This is a genomic window from Hungatella sp. L36 (genome assembly GCF_014288035.1).
In genome coordinates, this window is record NZ_JACOPC010000014.1 from 76,464 (window position 1) to 90,447 (window position 13,984).

The 13,984-nt window shown below is 51.6% G+C and carries 10 protein-coding genes; 2 read left to right on the forward strand and 8 right to left on the reverse strand.

Annotated features, from left to right (window positions below):
- Nucleotides 1–7: 7 nt before the first annotated feature.
- The 4 genes from H8S80_RS25735 to H8S80_RS25750 all read right to left on the reverse strand — a co-directional run bounded on the left by H8S80_RS25735 (nt 8) and on the right by H8S80_RS25750 (nt 5,199).
- Nucleotides 8–2,059 carry a beta-galactosidase gene (locus tag H8S80_RS25735; protein ID WP_117633007.1) on the reverse strand — a complete coding sequence of 684 codons (2,052 nt, stop codon included), beginning with the start codon at nt 2,057–2,059 and terminating at the stop codon, nt 8–10.
- Nucleotides 2,060–2,064: 5 nt separating this feature from the next.
- Nucleotides 2,065–2,907: a carbohydrate ABC transporter permease gene (locus H8S80_RS25740; protein ID WP_117633008.1), complete on the reverse strand. Its 843-nt coding sequence runs from the start codon at nt 2,905–2,907 to the stop codon at nt 2,065–2,067.
- Between the two features lie 18 nt (nt 2,908–2,925).
- Nucleotides 2,926–3,810 (reverse strand): carbohydrate ABC transporter permease, encoded by an 885-nt coding sequence (locus tag H8S80_RS25745; RefSeq protein WP_002605062.1) that lies wholly within the window; start codon nt 3,808–3,810, stop codon nt 2,926–2,928.
- 120 nt (nt 3,811–3,930) lie between these two features.
- Nucleotides 3,931–5,199 (reverse strand): ABC transporter substrate-binding protein, encoded by a 1,269-nt coding sequence (locus tag H8S80_RS25750; protein ID WP_117633009.1) that lies wholly within the window; start codon nt 5,197–5,199, stop codon nt 3,931–3,933.
- 134 nt (nt 5,200–5,333) lie between these two features.
- Here H8S80_RS25750 and H8S80_RS25755 point away from each other — a divergent pair, with 134 nt between their 5' ends.
- Nucleotides 5,334–6,851 (forward strand): sensor histidine kinase, encoded by a 1,518-nt coding sequence (locus H8S80_RS25755; RefSeq protein WP_117633010.1) that lies wholly within the window; start codon nt 5,334–5,336, stop codon nt 6,849–6,851.
- Between the two features lie 56 nt (nt 6,852–6,907).
- Entirely contained in the window at nt 6,908–7,606 is a 699-nt protein-coding gene (locus tag H8S80_RS25760) for a response regulator transcription factor (RefSeq protein WP_117633011.1), read from the forward strand.
- 135 nt (nt 7,607–7,741) lie between these two features.
- Here H8S80_RS25760 and H8S80_RS25765 read toward each other — a convergent pair whose 3' ends face one another.
- The 4 genes from H8S80_RS25765 to H8S80_RS25780 all read right to left on the reverse strand — a co-directional run bounded on the left by H8S80_RS25765 (nt 7,742) and on the right by H8S80_RS25780 (nt 13,815).
- Nucleotides 7,742–8,668 (reverse strand): nucleotidyltransferase family protein, encoded by a 927-nt coding sequence (locus tag H8S80_RS25765; RefSeq protein ID WP_002605066.1) that lies wholly within the window; start codon nt 8,666–8,668, stop codon nt 7,742–7,744.
- A gap of 121 nt (nt 8,669–8,789) precedes the next feature.
- The gene (locus tag H8S80_RS25770) at nt 8,790–12,497 is read right to left on the reverse strand and encodes an ABC transporter permease (protein WP_117633012.1); all 3,708 of its coding nucleotides are present in this window, start codon (nt 12,495–12,497) and stop codon (nt 8,790–8,792) included.
- Nucleotides 12,498–12,584: 87 nt separating this feature from the next.
- The gene (locus tag H8S80_RS25775) at nt 12,585–13,244 is read right to left on the reverse strand and encodes an ABC transporter ATP-binding protein (RefSeq protein WP_051079379.1); all 660 of its coding nucleotides are present in this window, start codon (nt 13,242–13,244) and stop codon (nt 12,585–12,587) included.
- 91 nt (nt 13,245–13,335) lie between these two features.
- Nucleotides 13,336–13,815, reverse strand: a complete 480-nt coding sequence (locus H8S80_RS25780) for a hypothetical protein (protein ID WP_117633013.1) — start codon at nt 13,813–13,815, stop codon at nt 13,336–13,338.
- Between the last annotated feature and the right edge of the window lie 169 nt (nt 13,816–13,984).

The following is a 13,984-nucleotide window of genomic DNA, read 5'->3' on the forward strand; positions in this document are numbered from 1 at the left end:
TGCCGCTTCAGACACGCTCTAACACTCTCACCAGCATAACCCCCGCCGCATCAACCGAAAACACCTCTCCACGGCAGATCTCCCTCCCGCTCAGCAAATCCGTTCCGCTGACAGAGACCGCCAGCTCCTGTTTCTTCCCGGAATGGTTCAATAAAAACAGGTATTCCACGCCGTCTTTTTTACGCACAGTCATCTCGATTCCCTTTTCGGATAAGGCGGCCGCCGTTTCCACCGTATCATGGGAGGCTGTTCGCAGCCCCTTTTCCTTACACACATCCGTGAATAACCTGAGATAGAAGTCCCCTCCGGACCGTGTTCCAACGTAATAGGCCAGACCGTCTCCGTACTGGTTCCTGGTGATAACGGGAGTGCCTGCATAAAAGTCCTCACGGTAACGGGCAAGCACCTCCGCCCCCTCCGTGTGCATAATATCGCACAGCAGTCCGGCCGGATAGATTTTCCCTTCATAGCAGAACGAATTCTGCTCCGTTTCCGGCAGGGAGTCGGTCTCTTCCACCCAGATTCCGGTGAGTTCCCTGAGTTTTCCCGGATAACCGCCCAGAGTAATCTGGTCATTCTCATCCACATATCCGCTTAAATAAGAAAAAACTGCTGTCCCTCCGGCCCTCACGAATTCCTCCAGCCGCCCGGAGACGCCCTCCTTCACCATATACAGAAGCGGAGCGGCTATCAGTTCATATCCACAAAAGCCGTCCTCCATACCGATTATATCCACCGGAATGTGAAGCTTCGAAAGGGCCCGATAGTAATTCTGAAGCTCCTCCAGATATTTAAGCCTCACGCTGGGACCTGCCGAGCACTCCAGCGCCCACCACGTATCCCAGTCAAAGATCAGCGCCGCCTTTGCCGGTACACGGGCTCCGACCACCTCTTTGCCCAGTGCCTTCAGTTCCATTCCAAGAGCCTGACACTCCTTAAACACACGGGTATTTCCATGGCCTGCGTGGTCGATGACGGCCCCGTGAAACTTCTCACAGCCCGCTCTGGAGCGCCTCATCTGGAAAAACATCACCGTGTCCGCTCCATGGGCCACGGCCTGATAGCTGAGGAGCCGCATGACGCCGGGACGTTTCAGGCGGTTGTCATTCAGCCAGTTGCAGGTGCTGGGCGTCTGTTCCATCAGGAGGAAGGGCTGGCCATGTTTAAGTCCGCGCATCAGATCATGGTTCATGGCAATAGCGGCAGGATCGGCCCCCTCCGCCGGATAGTTGTCCCAGGAAACGACATCCAGGCTGGCCGCCCATTTCTTATAATCCAGCGGCTTATACGCGCCCATGAAGTTGGTGGTGATGCAGGCGTCCGGGATCTGCGCCCGGATGGCTTCCGCCTCCGCCCGGTAATTGGCCAGCATGCTGTCCGAATTAAACCGTTTGTAGTCCAGTGTTATGGCCTGATACATGCTTCTGGCTTCCTCGAAATGCTCACTCACCATGCTGGGAGCCACGATCTCATCCCAGTCATAGAAGGTATGCCCCCAGAATCTCGTGTTCCACAGCCGGTTCAGATTTTCAATGGTTCCGTAACGCTTTTTCAGCCAGACACGGAACGCCTTCTCGCAGTTTTCACAGTAGCACGCGCCTTCATATTCATTGCTCACATGCCAGAGCACGATATTCTTCTGTTCCCGGTAGCGCTCCGCCAGCTTCCCGGCCAGCCGCTTTGCATACTGCTTAAATACAGGGCTGTTGGGACAGGAATTGTGGCGGCCTCCGAATTTCCTCCTGCGGCCTTCAAAATCCGTTCTCAGGACCTCGGGATACCGTTTGGCCATCCACGCCGGATGAGCCCCGGTGGAGGTGGCCATACAGATGGCCATCCCCTGTTCCGTCACCCGCTTCACCGCCGCATCCAACTCCGCGAAGTCATACGTCTCCTCTGACGGCTGGAGTGACGCCCAGTTGAAGACATTCAACGTCACCACATCGATTCCGGCCTGCTCAAGGAGTTCCATGTCCTGTTCCCATATATCCGGCGTCCACTGCTCCGGATTGTAATCTCCGCCATATAAAATCTTCGATACCTTATCAGAAAATGCCATACGTTTTACCCCTTCAAACCGGAGAATGCGATTCCTTCCACCAGATATTTCTGCCCAACAATGAAGATCAGCAGCATCGGAATCAGGGCGCACACCGTGCCTGCCATAATCAGGCCGTACTCCGAGCCGTACTGGGTACGGAAGGAGGCCAGGCCGATCTGAATGGTTCTAAGCTTATCGGATGTCAGGTAAATCATCGGGGCCATATAGTCGTTCCACATAAAGTTAAATGTGAATACGACCAGCGTCGCCAGCCCTGGCTTACACATGGGAAATACGATCTGAGAATAGATCTTCAGCTCTCCGGCCCCGTCGATTCTGGCCGCCTCGGACAGTTCCTCCGGAATCCCCATCATGAACTGACGGAGTAAAAACACACCGAACGCGCTGAATATATTGATCAGGATCAGGGACCAGTGAGAGTCGTTCAGTCCCAGGGTCTTAATGATTAAGAACTGCGGTATCATGATTGCGTGCCACGGGACCATCAGCGTTGCCAGATAGCACAGAAATATCTTATCCCGGCCCGGATACTGCATCTTGCTAAAGGAATAGGCTGCCAGGGAACAGGTGATCACCTGGCCGGCGGTGACGATCACCGCCAGTTTTAAAGTATTTAAATAGTATGTAACGAACGGAATGCGCTCGCATACCTCCGCGTAATTGGACCACCGGAATACCTCCGGAATCCATTTGATGGGGTAGGCGAAAATTTCATTGTTATTTTTAAAGGAAGACGACAGGGTCCATACAAACGGGATAATCATGCAGATTCCCAAAAGCAGCATGACCACAAACAGAATGCCGTTTGATACCTTCGTCTTTGTTTTATACGATTTTGTCATCATTTCTTTTCCCTCCCCGGTTTACATGTAATTAACCCATTTCTTCTGTCCTCGGAACTGAATCAGGGTTATAACCATGATGATGATGAACAGGAAATATGCCATTGCGGACGCATATCCGAACTGCAGCTTCTGGAAGCCCTCCTGATAGATGCGGTAAACCAGAACATTGGTGGAGCGCCCCGGTCCTCCCTGCGTCATGATATTGACCAGATCGAACACCTGGAAGGAGTTGATGATGCTTAAAATGGTGACCATGAACATGGTCGGGGACAGCATGGGCAGTGTGATCTTGAAGAACTTTTCCACGCTGTTTGCACCGTCAATGGAAGCTGCCTCATAGAGCTGGCTCGGTATGGACTGCAGACCGGCCAGTATGATGATCATGTAGTACCCCGCCTGTTTCCAGATGGCCACCACCATGACAGAGCCCAGCGCTGTCTTCGTCGCGGACAGCCACTGCGGCGGATTTGCCACGCCGAGGGCCATCAGCACCTGGTTTAAAGGTCCCTGGGTCGGGTTGAAGATCATGGCCCAGACTATACCGACCGCAACCATAGAGCTGATGTTAGGGAGGAAGAACATGGTCTTAAAGAGACTGCTTCCCTTAATCCCCTTATTGACACCCACGGCCAAAAGCAGCGCAAACACGATGGTTCCCGGCACCGTCACCAGAGTGTAGACCAGATTGTTCTTCAGCGATACCGTGAAATATTCATCGTGGAACATGTCGATATAGTTTTTCAGCCCCACAAAATTAAACTGGCTGAATCCGTTGTAATCCGTAAAGGAAATCACCAGCCCCATGATGATGGGGAGTGCCATAAAGACGAAAAAACCGATGAAATTCGGAAGGATGAAGAGATATCCTTTTATGTATTTCCTAATCTTATTATTCTTTTCCATATCCATATCCTCTCTAGCGCGTGTCGGCTGAACACATATGGGGAAACAATCAGATCTTCGATTGCTTCCCCATGCCGCATCTGTCAGTCAGAGCGTGTATCGAAATTCATGCCTGACAGATTATTTACTCATGATGTCCTGTCTCTGCTGCTCAAATTTATCCATGGTCTCTTCCAGCGTCTTTTCCCCGTACAGATATAATTCCGCATTCTCTGCAAATGCAACTTTTAAATCGTTGTATTTCTCATAAGAAGGCGCCTCCGGAATCTTCTTGGAATTAAAAGCTACAGAAGATACGCTTTCCTTGCCGACCACCTCGTCAAATGCATCCTTGGCCGCATCGCCGCCGTACGCCGGGAGCATGCCGTATTTCGGAAGAACCTCGGAACCGCCCTCACCGCATAAATATTTTAAGAAATCATAGCTCTCCTGCGGGTGTTTGGCATCCTTTGGAATCGCCGCGAACTGGAATGCCCCCCAGGTTGCGCCGGGGTCCGCGCCCTCCGGAACCGGAAGCGGAGCAACTTCCCAGTTGACATCCGTCTTGCCGTCTTTTTCGTCTGTCATCAGCATATTGATCAGCCACTCGCCGTTGGGAAGCATGGCCACTCTGCCGTTTTCAAAGTCGGATAAATACTGGCTGTCGTTGGCTTTTACCTCTGCTAACGGCACGTGGGACTTATCTTCCAGGAAGAATCTGCCCAGGGTAGCCAGCCCGTCTTTTACCGCAGAGATGTCGTCGTCATTTAAGTAAACGCCCTTCTGGGTTCCGATACACTGGTAGATATTCCAGTCCACCCAGCAGCCGCCGTACTTCGTGCCGTCTCCGCTTGTCAGCTGTTTTGCAATATCCCCATACTGGGACCACGTCATCTGCTTCGACATGTCAATGCCGGCCTCTTTCATAATATCTGCGTTATAGAACAGCATCCAGCAGCTGGATCTCATGGGAAGTGCGGTGATCACGCCATCCGGATAGCAGGTATCCCACATGGAACCAAACTTGCTGATATCCAGGTCACTGTTCTTCACCAGATCCGTGATATCCAGCATGGCGCCCGCTTCCTTAAACTGCATAACCTGGTCCAAAGAACGGACATTGACTAAATCCGCGTCGCTTCCCGCGGACAGCATGACCTTCAGCTTGTCGTCGTACGTCTCGTTCGGCATGCTGATCACTTCCACATTGACACTGTCCTGGCTCTTGTTGTAGTTGTCCACAATCTCTTTCGTGTAGTTTTCTCCATCGCTCCAGATATAGAACTTTAAATTCACTTTCTCACCGGAAGCCGCCTCTGTGCCCGCTTCTTTTCCCCCGCTGCATCCGGCCAGTGTTCCCGCTGCCAGTGCCGCTGCCAGTAGTACCGCGCTCAATCTTCTTAACTTCATTTCAAATCCCCTCCTGTTTTCTGATACCCATACGATATCACGTATTCTCACCCCCGGACAGGTTGAAATTTTATCCTCCTTTTCACCGGGAATGATTTGTGTTACTATTTAGCCATGGAAGGGAGGGGTAAACTATGTTCTATCTGCTGTTATTACTGTTCATTCTGATTCTGTTTACACTGGTTCAGAGGCTGAAAGGAAATCATGATTTTCTCATGATTCTGATTCTGCCGTACTTCGCAGCACTCTGCAGCATCATTCTCTACGTTTCAAAGGATACCTACTATTATAATCTCATTAAGGATTATTTTTACCTTCCCGACTTCCTGTGGAGATGGCTGTTCTTCATCGATATTGGCAAGAGCAACATCATACGGATTATGAATGCCTCCAGCTTAAGCATCTTAATCATCAGCGTTTATCTCGTCTTCCATTTTTACGAGCCGTTTTCCCTGCGGGTTCAAAAGGCGGTTAAACGGGTCGTATGGGGCTACTGCCTGCTGCAGTTCATCCTCTATGATCCCTATACGAATTTAAAGGCCTACTACTTCTTATACCCGGCCCGTCTGACGGTGCAGCAGTACCTTTATTTAGAGGACAGAATATATGCAGTCACACACACCATCAATACTGCGGTCATTCTCCTGTGCTTTCTGGGGCTCCTGGCTGCGTTTATCAAAGCACCGAAGCTGAAGCTGTTCCGCTATAACCACCTGTTTCTGGCCATCAGCTACGCCACCCTGGCATTTGTATACATTTACTTTATCTCTTCCTCACCGGACTTTTATTTAAAGGTTTCCAGAATTGCAGGAACTTATTCCTACCGTTCCCTGCAGCTCGGAAGCAATGCCTTCATTTACCGGGCGCTGCCCTATATTCTGGTTCCGGCCGCAGCCGTCATCACCTACTGCGCCTACATGCTTACCCGGCTTTCCGGACAGGCCAGTCTCAAGGAGCTAAGTATCTCCAAGGAAATCAGCTCCTCCGAGACGACATCGAAGATCTTCTGCCACTACATTAAAAATGAGATTCTGGCTATCCAGTCCGAGGTGGAGACGCTGGCCTTAAACGCAGAGGATGGGAATGGGGTAAAGGAGACGACGGACAGCATCCTGAAGCGCTGTCAAACGCTCTATGGAAGGATCGACGAAATTCATCGGAGCACCAAGACCAGCGAGCTGAGCTTAAAGCAGTACTCTCTCCAGACTCTGATCCGGGAGACGCTCGCCATCTTCTCCCATGAGCTGGAGTCCATAAATGTCCAGCTGAACCTTCCGCCCCAGCCGATTCTGGCCATGGTGGATCCGGTCTACATGGAACAGGCGCTTCACAACATCATCAAGAACTCCATCGATGCCATGGAGGACACACCGGACGATAAAAAGGAGCTGGCCGTTACGCTCGGCAGCTCCAGACAATGGATTGCGATTGACATCAGGGACACGGGAAAGGGCATATCGAAGGAGAATTTAGAAAGCATCTTTCTTCCCTTCTACTCCTCCCATCCCTATTCCAAACACTGGGGAATCGGACTGACTCTGACCTATAAGGTCATTCACGCGCACGAGGGAAAGATCGTCGTAAACAGCACCCTGGGCGCCGGCACTACCGTGGAGGTCCTGCTTCCGAACATCACACCGGAGCGCGTCTGAAATTCACTGACAATGTGCGGACAGATCCGCCCCAAATAGGAAAAGAGGTTTCATTCATGGAAGAAAAGATAAAAGTACTTATTGCAGAAGATGTGGCCCCCATCCGCAAACGGTATGCGGCGGTCTTAAAGAAGTGTCCCGCGATCGAGGTCGTGGCCGAAGTGGGAACGGGAGAGGAGGCGTGCAAAGCCGCCCGAAAACTGAATCCCGACGTCATTCTCATGGACATCGAGATGGAAGCCAAAGACGCAGGAATCCGCGCCACGGGAGAAATCCTGGCCGAGATGCCGGATATCAAGATCATTATCCTGACGGTTTACGAGGAGGATGAGCTGGTCTTTTCCGCCTTCCGTTTAGGTGCCTGCGACTACGTCTTAAAAAATGCTTCCAACGAGGAGATCGTAAACGCGGTCACCTCCGCCTACAGAGGCCAGTCCCCCATCCGCCCGGAGATCGCGGACAAAATACGCAGCGAATTCCGCCGGGTCAAGACTTATGAAAGCAGCTTTCTCTTCATGCTCAACATCCTCTCCACCCTGACGCCAAAGGAGCTGGATACCTTATATCTGCTCTCCACCGGCTATAATAAACGCCAGATCTGCGAGATGCGCTGCGTGGAGATGAGCACGGTAAAATCCCAGGTACACAGCATCTTAAAGAAGTTCAACAAGAAGAAAATCTCGGAAATCATCACCACGGAATCCGACCGAAAGCTGCTGGGAAGTATTCTGAATAATACGGAACTAAACCGTTAATCCGGCTGGCGTCTCTTCCAAATCATTTCTTTTTTGCCTTAAGATGATAAAAAAGGTGCTGCAGGCTTCAGATTTTGTTTTCTCAGATACAAATGAACAAAATCCACATCCTGCCGCACCCTTTTCTAACTCTTTTTAATCCTCGAACAGCTTCTCCGGATAAACGCCGTCTGCTACCAGCTCCTTAATCGCCGCCGCTACCGTTGGCTTGTCTTCCCGGTAAGTAACTCCAAACCACTTATCCGGTGTCTCCAGAACCGTCACGCGGGCACGTCCCGCACGTACAAGACGGTCGATAATCCTCGGAAGCAGATACTCCGTCTTGATGTCGCCCTCCTTCAGGCCGTCTAAAAACACAGGGAATCCGCGCTCCAGTTCCTCTAAAAATGCCGGGGCGAGTCCCCACATGTTCATGGACACATGCTGGCCGATCGGCACTTCCACCGGATTGCCGTCATCGTCACGGCCTCTCGCCACATCCCCGTCCTTCTGAAGCTCATACGTCTCGGTTACGTCGACCAGCACGCCGTTATCGTCCACCTGGCATACTCCGCGGGTAACTCCGCCGTTTTCACTCAATGTGTTTCCCAGGATAAATCCGCCCATGCAGATATCGAATACCTCCGATTCCGTATCCATCTGATTCACCATGTACTCGTGGATCTTCTTAAATCCCTCTTTTCCATAATAATCGTCCGCATTGATAACGATAAACGGCTCATGGATCACCTGCTTCGCGCACAGAATCGCCTGGCCCGTTCCCCATGGTTTCGTCCTGTCTGCGGGCTTCTCATATCCAGCCGGAAGATCGGTAAGTTCCTGATACGCGTACTCTACAGGGGCAATCTTCTCGATCCGTCTCCCTATGATCTCCTTAAAGTCCTCCTCCAGGTCCTTCCGGATGATGAACACGATCTTGTTAAATCCGGCCTCCAGCGCGTCATGAATCGAATAGTCCATGATAATCTCACCACTGGGTCCTACCGGCTCCAGCTGCTTGATTCCGCCGCCGAACCGGCTTCCGATGCCTGCCGCCATAATCACTAATGCCGTATTTTTCATAATGCTTCTCCTCTGTTTTTGTTCTTTCACAGACCGGAACACCTCGGGCCGGACGCATCCTGCCGGGGTGTTCCGGTCTGTTTTTTTATTAAGTGCCCTTAGTATAACACAAAAAACGTGATTATTCCACACTCTTGAGCGATTCCACCATATCAATTCCCTTCAGCTTATAATACATGACGAGATTTACGAACGCGGAAAACGCATAAGTCATCAAAACACTATAAGCGTAGCTTATAGGTCTGATCTGCCTCCCGAACATCAGCATATCCACCTCCACCGTGGTCATCACGTAGCGGTGCAGGAAATATCCCATCACGATGCCAACCATGCTCCCGAGTATGGTAAGCATAATATTTTCCCGGTATACGTAGGCCGCCAGCTCCGGATTGTAAAATCCCAGCACCTTCATTGTCGCAAGTTCCCGCTGGCGCTCGTTGATATTGATATTATTCAGGTTATAGAGCACTACAAAGGCCAGAAGCCCCGCCGATATAATGAGTACCCAGATTACCACATTCAGACTGTCCAGCATATCGCTGATCTGTCCCCGCATTGTGCCGATAAAGGTCACCGTCATCACGGAATCGAAAGACAGAAGCTCCGTCCCCAGCCGGTTCTGCGTCTCCTCATTCAAATCCTTTATATCAAGAAACATGGTGTTATACTCAGGCGCCTTTCCATAGACCTTCTCATACAGAGCCGGTGTCATATACACGTAATGATGAAGATAATTTTCTGCAATTCCTCCCACCACCACAGGATAAAGCACCCCCTCATCCTCCTTCAGATAAATGGTATCGCCTTCCTTCACATTCAACAGCCCCGCCATTTTCTCCGTAATCAGCACGTGGTCGTCATCCAGAACATACGCCTCCCGGCTCTCCCTGCTGCGCAGGTGGACGAACCGGTCCACCTCCTCCAAGTCCTCCGGAACAAATAAATAGGCTTCCTTCGTCACATCGCCTTCCGAGACATCGAGGATGGTTTCCTCCACCCGGAGCCACGCGTCCACATCTCCCTGGGAGATAAAGGACCGGAGCGCCTTCTGCTCCGCTTCATCCGCCTCGTCGTCTGTCTGTACCAGCACATCGTACGTCCAGATATCGTTATACTGCTTCTCTCCCAGTGTGGAAATGGAGTCATTTAAACCAAACCCCACCAGGAGCAGCGCCATGCATCCGCCGGTACCGAAGATTGTCATCAGGCATCGTTTTTTATAGCGGAACAAATTGCGCACAGTGGCCTTTTGTATGAACTTAAGCCGTTTCCACAGCGGTGTCACGTATTCCAGCAGCACCCGTTTTCCCTGCTTCGGCGGTACAGGCCGCATCAGCGCCGCCGGGGACGACAGCAGCTCCTTGTAACTGGAAAATACGGTTGCCAGAACCGTACACGCCAGAGCCAGACCGGAGGCCAGAAACGCGTAATAGAGGTTAAACGGAGTCAGCATAACCGGAAGATTCTCATACAGGATAAAATACGCCGTCATAATGACGTAGGGAAGCAGCTTCTCTCCCGCCGCCGCGCCCAGAATGCTTCCTGCCAGTGTGGCCGCCAGGGCGTAGCCGATATACTTGGAGGCAATGCTCCATTTCCCGTATCCCAGCGCTTTTAGCGTTCCGATCTGCAGCCGCTGTTCCTCCACCATACGGGTCATAGTGGTCAGGCTGACGAGAGCCGCCACCAGGAAGAAAATAAAGGGGAATACCTTCCCGATCGCCCCGATCCGTTCTGCGTCGCTGCCAAACTCCACATACGTCTGGATCGCGTTTCTGTCCAGCACGTACCACTCCGGCTCCTTGATATCGTCAATGTCCTTCTGGGCGTCGTCAATCTTCTTACCCGCATCCGCGATCTTTTCCTCCGCCTCCTGCCTGGAATCCTCGTACTTGACCTTCGCCTCCGCCAAATCCGCCTCGCCGTCGTCCAGCTTCTTCTGCGCCTCCTCAATATCCGCCTCACCCTTTGCGATATCCTTCTCCGCCTTTGGAATCTTTGCCTCTCCGTCTGCTATGTCCCAGTGGGCATCCGCGATCTTCACTTCCCCATCGGCAATGTCCCGGTGAGCATCTGCGATCTTTCCCTCACCATCGGCAATATCCTGTTTTGCATCCGTCACCTTCTGCTCGCCGTCTATAATCTTCTGTCGGGCATCCGCCAGCTGTTCTTCTCCCTCATCCAGCTTGCGCCGGGCGTTTTTCAGCTTCATCTCGCCCTGATCCAGCTTCTTTTTCCCCTTTGCCAGCTCCCTCTTCGCCTTCGCCAGCTCCTTTTTTCCTTCTTTCACGGCCGCGTCACCGTAAGTCAGTTCCTGATAGGAGGCCTGTATCGTATGTACTCCTTCCACCAGAAGCGCCCCCTCACCGCCTGGTATCATCTCCAGATAAGGCGCATACGCATCAATCTCAAAGTCCTCCACCTGGATGCGGCCGATCTCAGAAGGCGTTATATCCAGGGGAATGCCCATGGACAGAAGCCCATTTAAAGCTTTCTTTAAATTCCGTTCCACCTCCGGCGCGTTCTTCCGGTACTCTTTCCAGCCCTCCTTCAGGGTTTCCTGCTGTTCCTCCAGCTCTTCCTTTCCCTCTTCGTATTCTTCCAGCCCGATCTCGTAATCCAGCCATCCGTCATCCAGTTCCATACGGGCTCCCGGCAGCTCCTCGTCGAATTTCCTGCGGGCGTCCTCCAGCTCCTGTTCCTTGTCGGCAACTTCCTTCCTGGCGTCCTCCAGCTCCTGTTCCTTTTCCGCCAGCGTCACTTTCCCGTCTTCCAGTTCCTGTTCTTTCTCCGCCAGTGTCACTTTGGCGTCTTCTAACTCCTGCTCCTTTTCCGCCAGCGTCCGCTTTCCGTCTTCCAGATCGTTTTTTGCATTTTCTAAATCATTTTTTCCCTTTTCCAGATCCGCCCGTCCTTTTAAAATGTCTGTCTTTCCCTCGTCGATCTTCTTCTGCGCGTCTGCGATCTGCCGGGCCGCGTCGTCGAGCTTCCGGTCCGTCTCCGCCGTCTTTTCCGTCAGCTCTCTTCTGGCGTCATTCAGCTTTCGGTTCGCCTCGTCTGTCACCTCGCGGTACCGTACGGCAGAACGCGGTTCTGAGAGCGTATCCTCAATCTCTTTCGTTACGCGGTCCATATAGTCCTGGTACTCATCCGAATAGGACAGAAAAGCTTTTCCCTCCTTCGTCTGGACATAAATGTCGGTAAATACCTCCATGCTGAAATTATCAGGTGTTACAGCCATAAAAGTATCGAGACTTCCATTTCCGATGGTCGTCGTCCCCCGTTCCAGAGACAGGTACCGGGAAGACATGCCGATACCCACGATCGTAAACGTATCGTATTTCAGCGTGTCGGAAAGCGCATCATCCGTGCCGGAATAGACTTTTACCGTGTCCCCCAGTGCGAACTGTCCCTGATACGCCTTTCCCCTGTCCATCATGCATTCGCCGGCCCGCTCCGGCATCCGGCCCTCCAGCAGTGTAAACTGGTTGATCGATCTGCTCATCGAAAAAATCCGCACAGTCTTCTCCCGGTCCGCGCCTTCGCAGAGCACATCTGTGGTATAGGCGCCTTCCGCGTACTCCGTCTCCGGGAGCTGGCGCACCGCCTCCACGTCATCCTCCGTCAGGCCCAGGGTACCGACTATGCGGATATCCATCAAATTCGTTTCATCATAATAGGCATCGGCGGACAGCTCCATGTCTGGTCTTGTGGAGCGGATTCCCGCAAAAAACGCAACTCCGAGCGCAACAATAAAAAGAATCGATAAAAACCGGTTCATGCTGCGCCCTATTTCCACCATAAAGTCCTTGCGTTTTGCGTTCTTCATTCAAACACCATCCGCCCTCGATCCATCAGTCCATTCCAGCAGTCTCTACCAGCAGTCCGCTCCAGCCGGTCTTACACGTATATTCCCCTACCACTCGATCTTTTCCACAGAAAGCGGCCTTTCGTTCAGCACAATACTCCCCGTCTTTCCGTTCTTTATCTGTATCACCCTGTCAGCCATCGGCGCCAGCGCCGAATTATGGGTGATAACAATCACCGTCATCTTTTTCTCCCTGCAGGTATCCTGAAGCAGCTTCAAGATAGCCTTTCCGGTCTGATAATCCAGCGCCCCCGTTGGCTCATCACAGAGCAGAAGCTTAGGATTCTTCGCCAGCGCCCTGGCAATGGACACCCGCTGCTGCTCCCCTCCGGAAAGCTGCGCCGGGAAGTTATTAAGCCGTTCCCCCAGTCCCACATCGATCAGAACCCGCTCCGCGTCGAGGGGATTTTTGCAGATCTGAAGCGCCAGCTCCACATTTTCCAGAGCTGTCAGATTCTGAAGCAGATTATAAAACTGAAATACAAAGCCGATATCATTCCTCCGGTAACCCGTCAGCTTCTTCTCCGAATATGATGCAATGTTGACGCCGTCCACCCGGATTTCCCCCGAGGTGGCAGTGTCCATCCCTCCGAGAATATTTAACACCGTGGTCTTTCCCGCACCGCTGGGACCCACGATTACCACGAATTCACCCTTCTCTATGGTAAAGCTGATTCCGTCCACCGCGTGGATGGTGATCTCGCCCATATGATAGCTTTTTCTCACGTCCTTAAGTTCAACAAACGCCAAAAATACCGCCTTCCTTCTATTTACTTTCTATCATGGAAGTCCCTTCCATTCATGACTCTTCTGAAAATCGGTTGTAATACTCTTCTGCCTGAGCTTCACTCAATTGAAACCTTTTCTGCAGTTTCTCAAGGATCTGTTCTCTGGAAATCCCGGTCTCAATATTATCCTGAATCAAAGCCCGGAGGCCTTCCTCTCTGCCTTCCTCTCTGCCCTTCTGAATTCCCTCATCCATAAGCATTTGTCCAACCAGTGTCATCTGCATCTCCTCCTTCAGCCGTTTGGCATACATTTTATCAATCACTTTATCTGTAAAGGTTAAAATTCCCGCCAGAACCTTTAACTGCTCCTCCTTCTCCGGCAAATTTCTCGCCAGCCTTAATTCATTGCTCTCAATGGCAGGCAGATTCGTCGGCAGAATATCCATGATCTTCAAGTGCGGAAGTCCGAACGCCGCCAGACTTTTTCCTTTCAGGGTTTCGGCCATCACTTTCGCTGTAACGTCCTTATTCTGATATGCAATTTCACTCATACCGTTCTCCTTTTATTATATTTTAATACGACAACAGATTCAAGTGTATCCATCCTAATTCACCAAACCGCATCACCCACCTCTACTCAATCTCTTCACTGCATTGGGATAATTTTTTTGACTTGTTAAAATATAGATTATCAGATTTTCGCGGACAGAATGTCCGTGC

Excerpts from the sequence above, each read along its gene's own strand:
- H8S80_RS25735 (WP_117633007.1), bottom strand. The coding sequence starts at position 2,059 with ATGGCATTTTCTGATAAGGTATCGAAGATTTTATATGGCGGAGATTAC.
- H8S80_RS25740 (WP_117633008.1), bottom strand. The coding sequence starts at position 2,907 with ATGATGACAAAATCGTATAAAACAAAGACGAAGGTATCAAACGGCATT.
- H8S80_RS25745 (WP_002605062.1), bottom strand. The coding sequence starts at position 3,810 with ATGGAAAAGAATAATAAGATTAGGAAATACATAAAAGGATATCTCTTC.
- H8S80_RS25750 (WP_117633009.1), bottom strand. The coding sequence starts at position 5,199 with ATGAAGTTAAGAAGATTGAGCGCGGTACTACTGGCAGCGGCACTGGCA.
- H8S80_RS25755 (WP_117633010.1), top strand. The coding sequence starts at position 5,334 with ATGTTCTATCTGCTGTTATTACTGTTCATTCTGATTCTGTTTACACTG.
- H8S80_RS25760 (WP_117633011.1), top strand. The coding sequence starts at position 6,908 with ATGGAAGAAAAGATAAAAGTACTTATTGCAGAAGATGTGGCCCCCATC.
- H8S80_RS25765 (WP_002605066.1), bottom strand. The coding sequence starts at position 8,668 with ATGAAAAATACGGCATTAGTGATTATGGCGGCAGGCATCGGAAGCCGG.
- H8S80_RS25770 (WP_117633012.1), bottom strand. The coding sequence starts at position 12,497 with ATGAAGAACGCAAAACGCAAGGACTTTATGGTGGAAATAGGGCGCAGC.
- H8S80_RS25775 (WP_051079379.1), bottom strand. The coding sequence starts at position 13,244 with ATGGGCGAGATCACCATCCACGCGGTGGACGGAATCAGCTTTACCATA.
- H8S80_RS25780 (WP_117633013.1), bottom strand. The coding sequence starts at position 13,815 with ATGAGTGAAATTGCATATCAGAATAAGGACGTTACAGCGAAAGTGATG.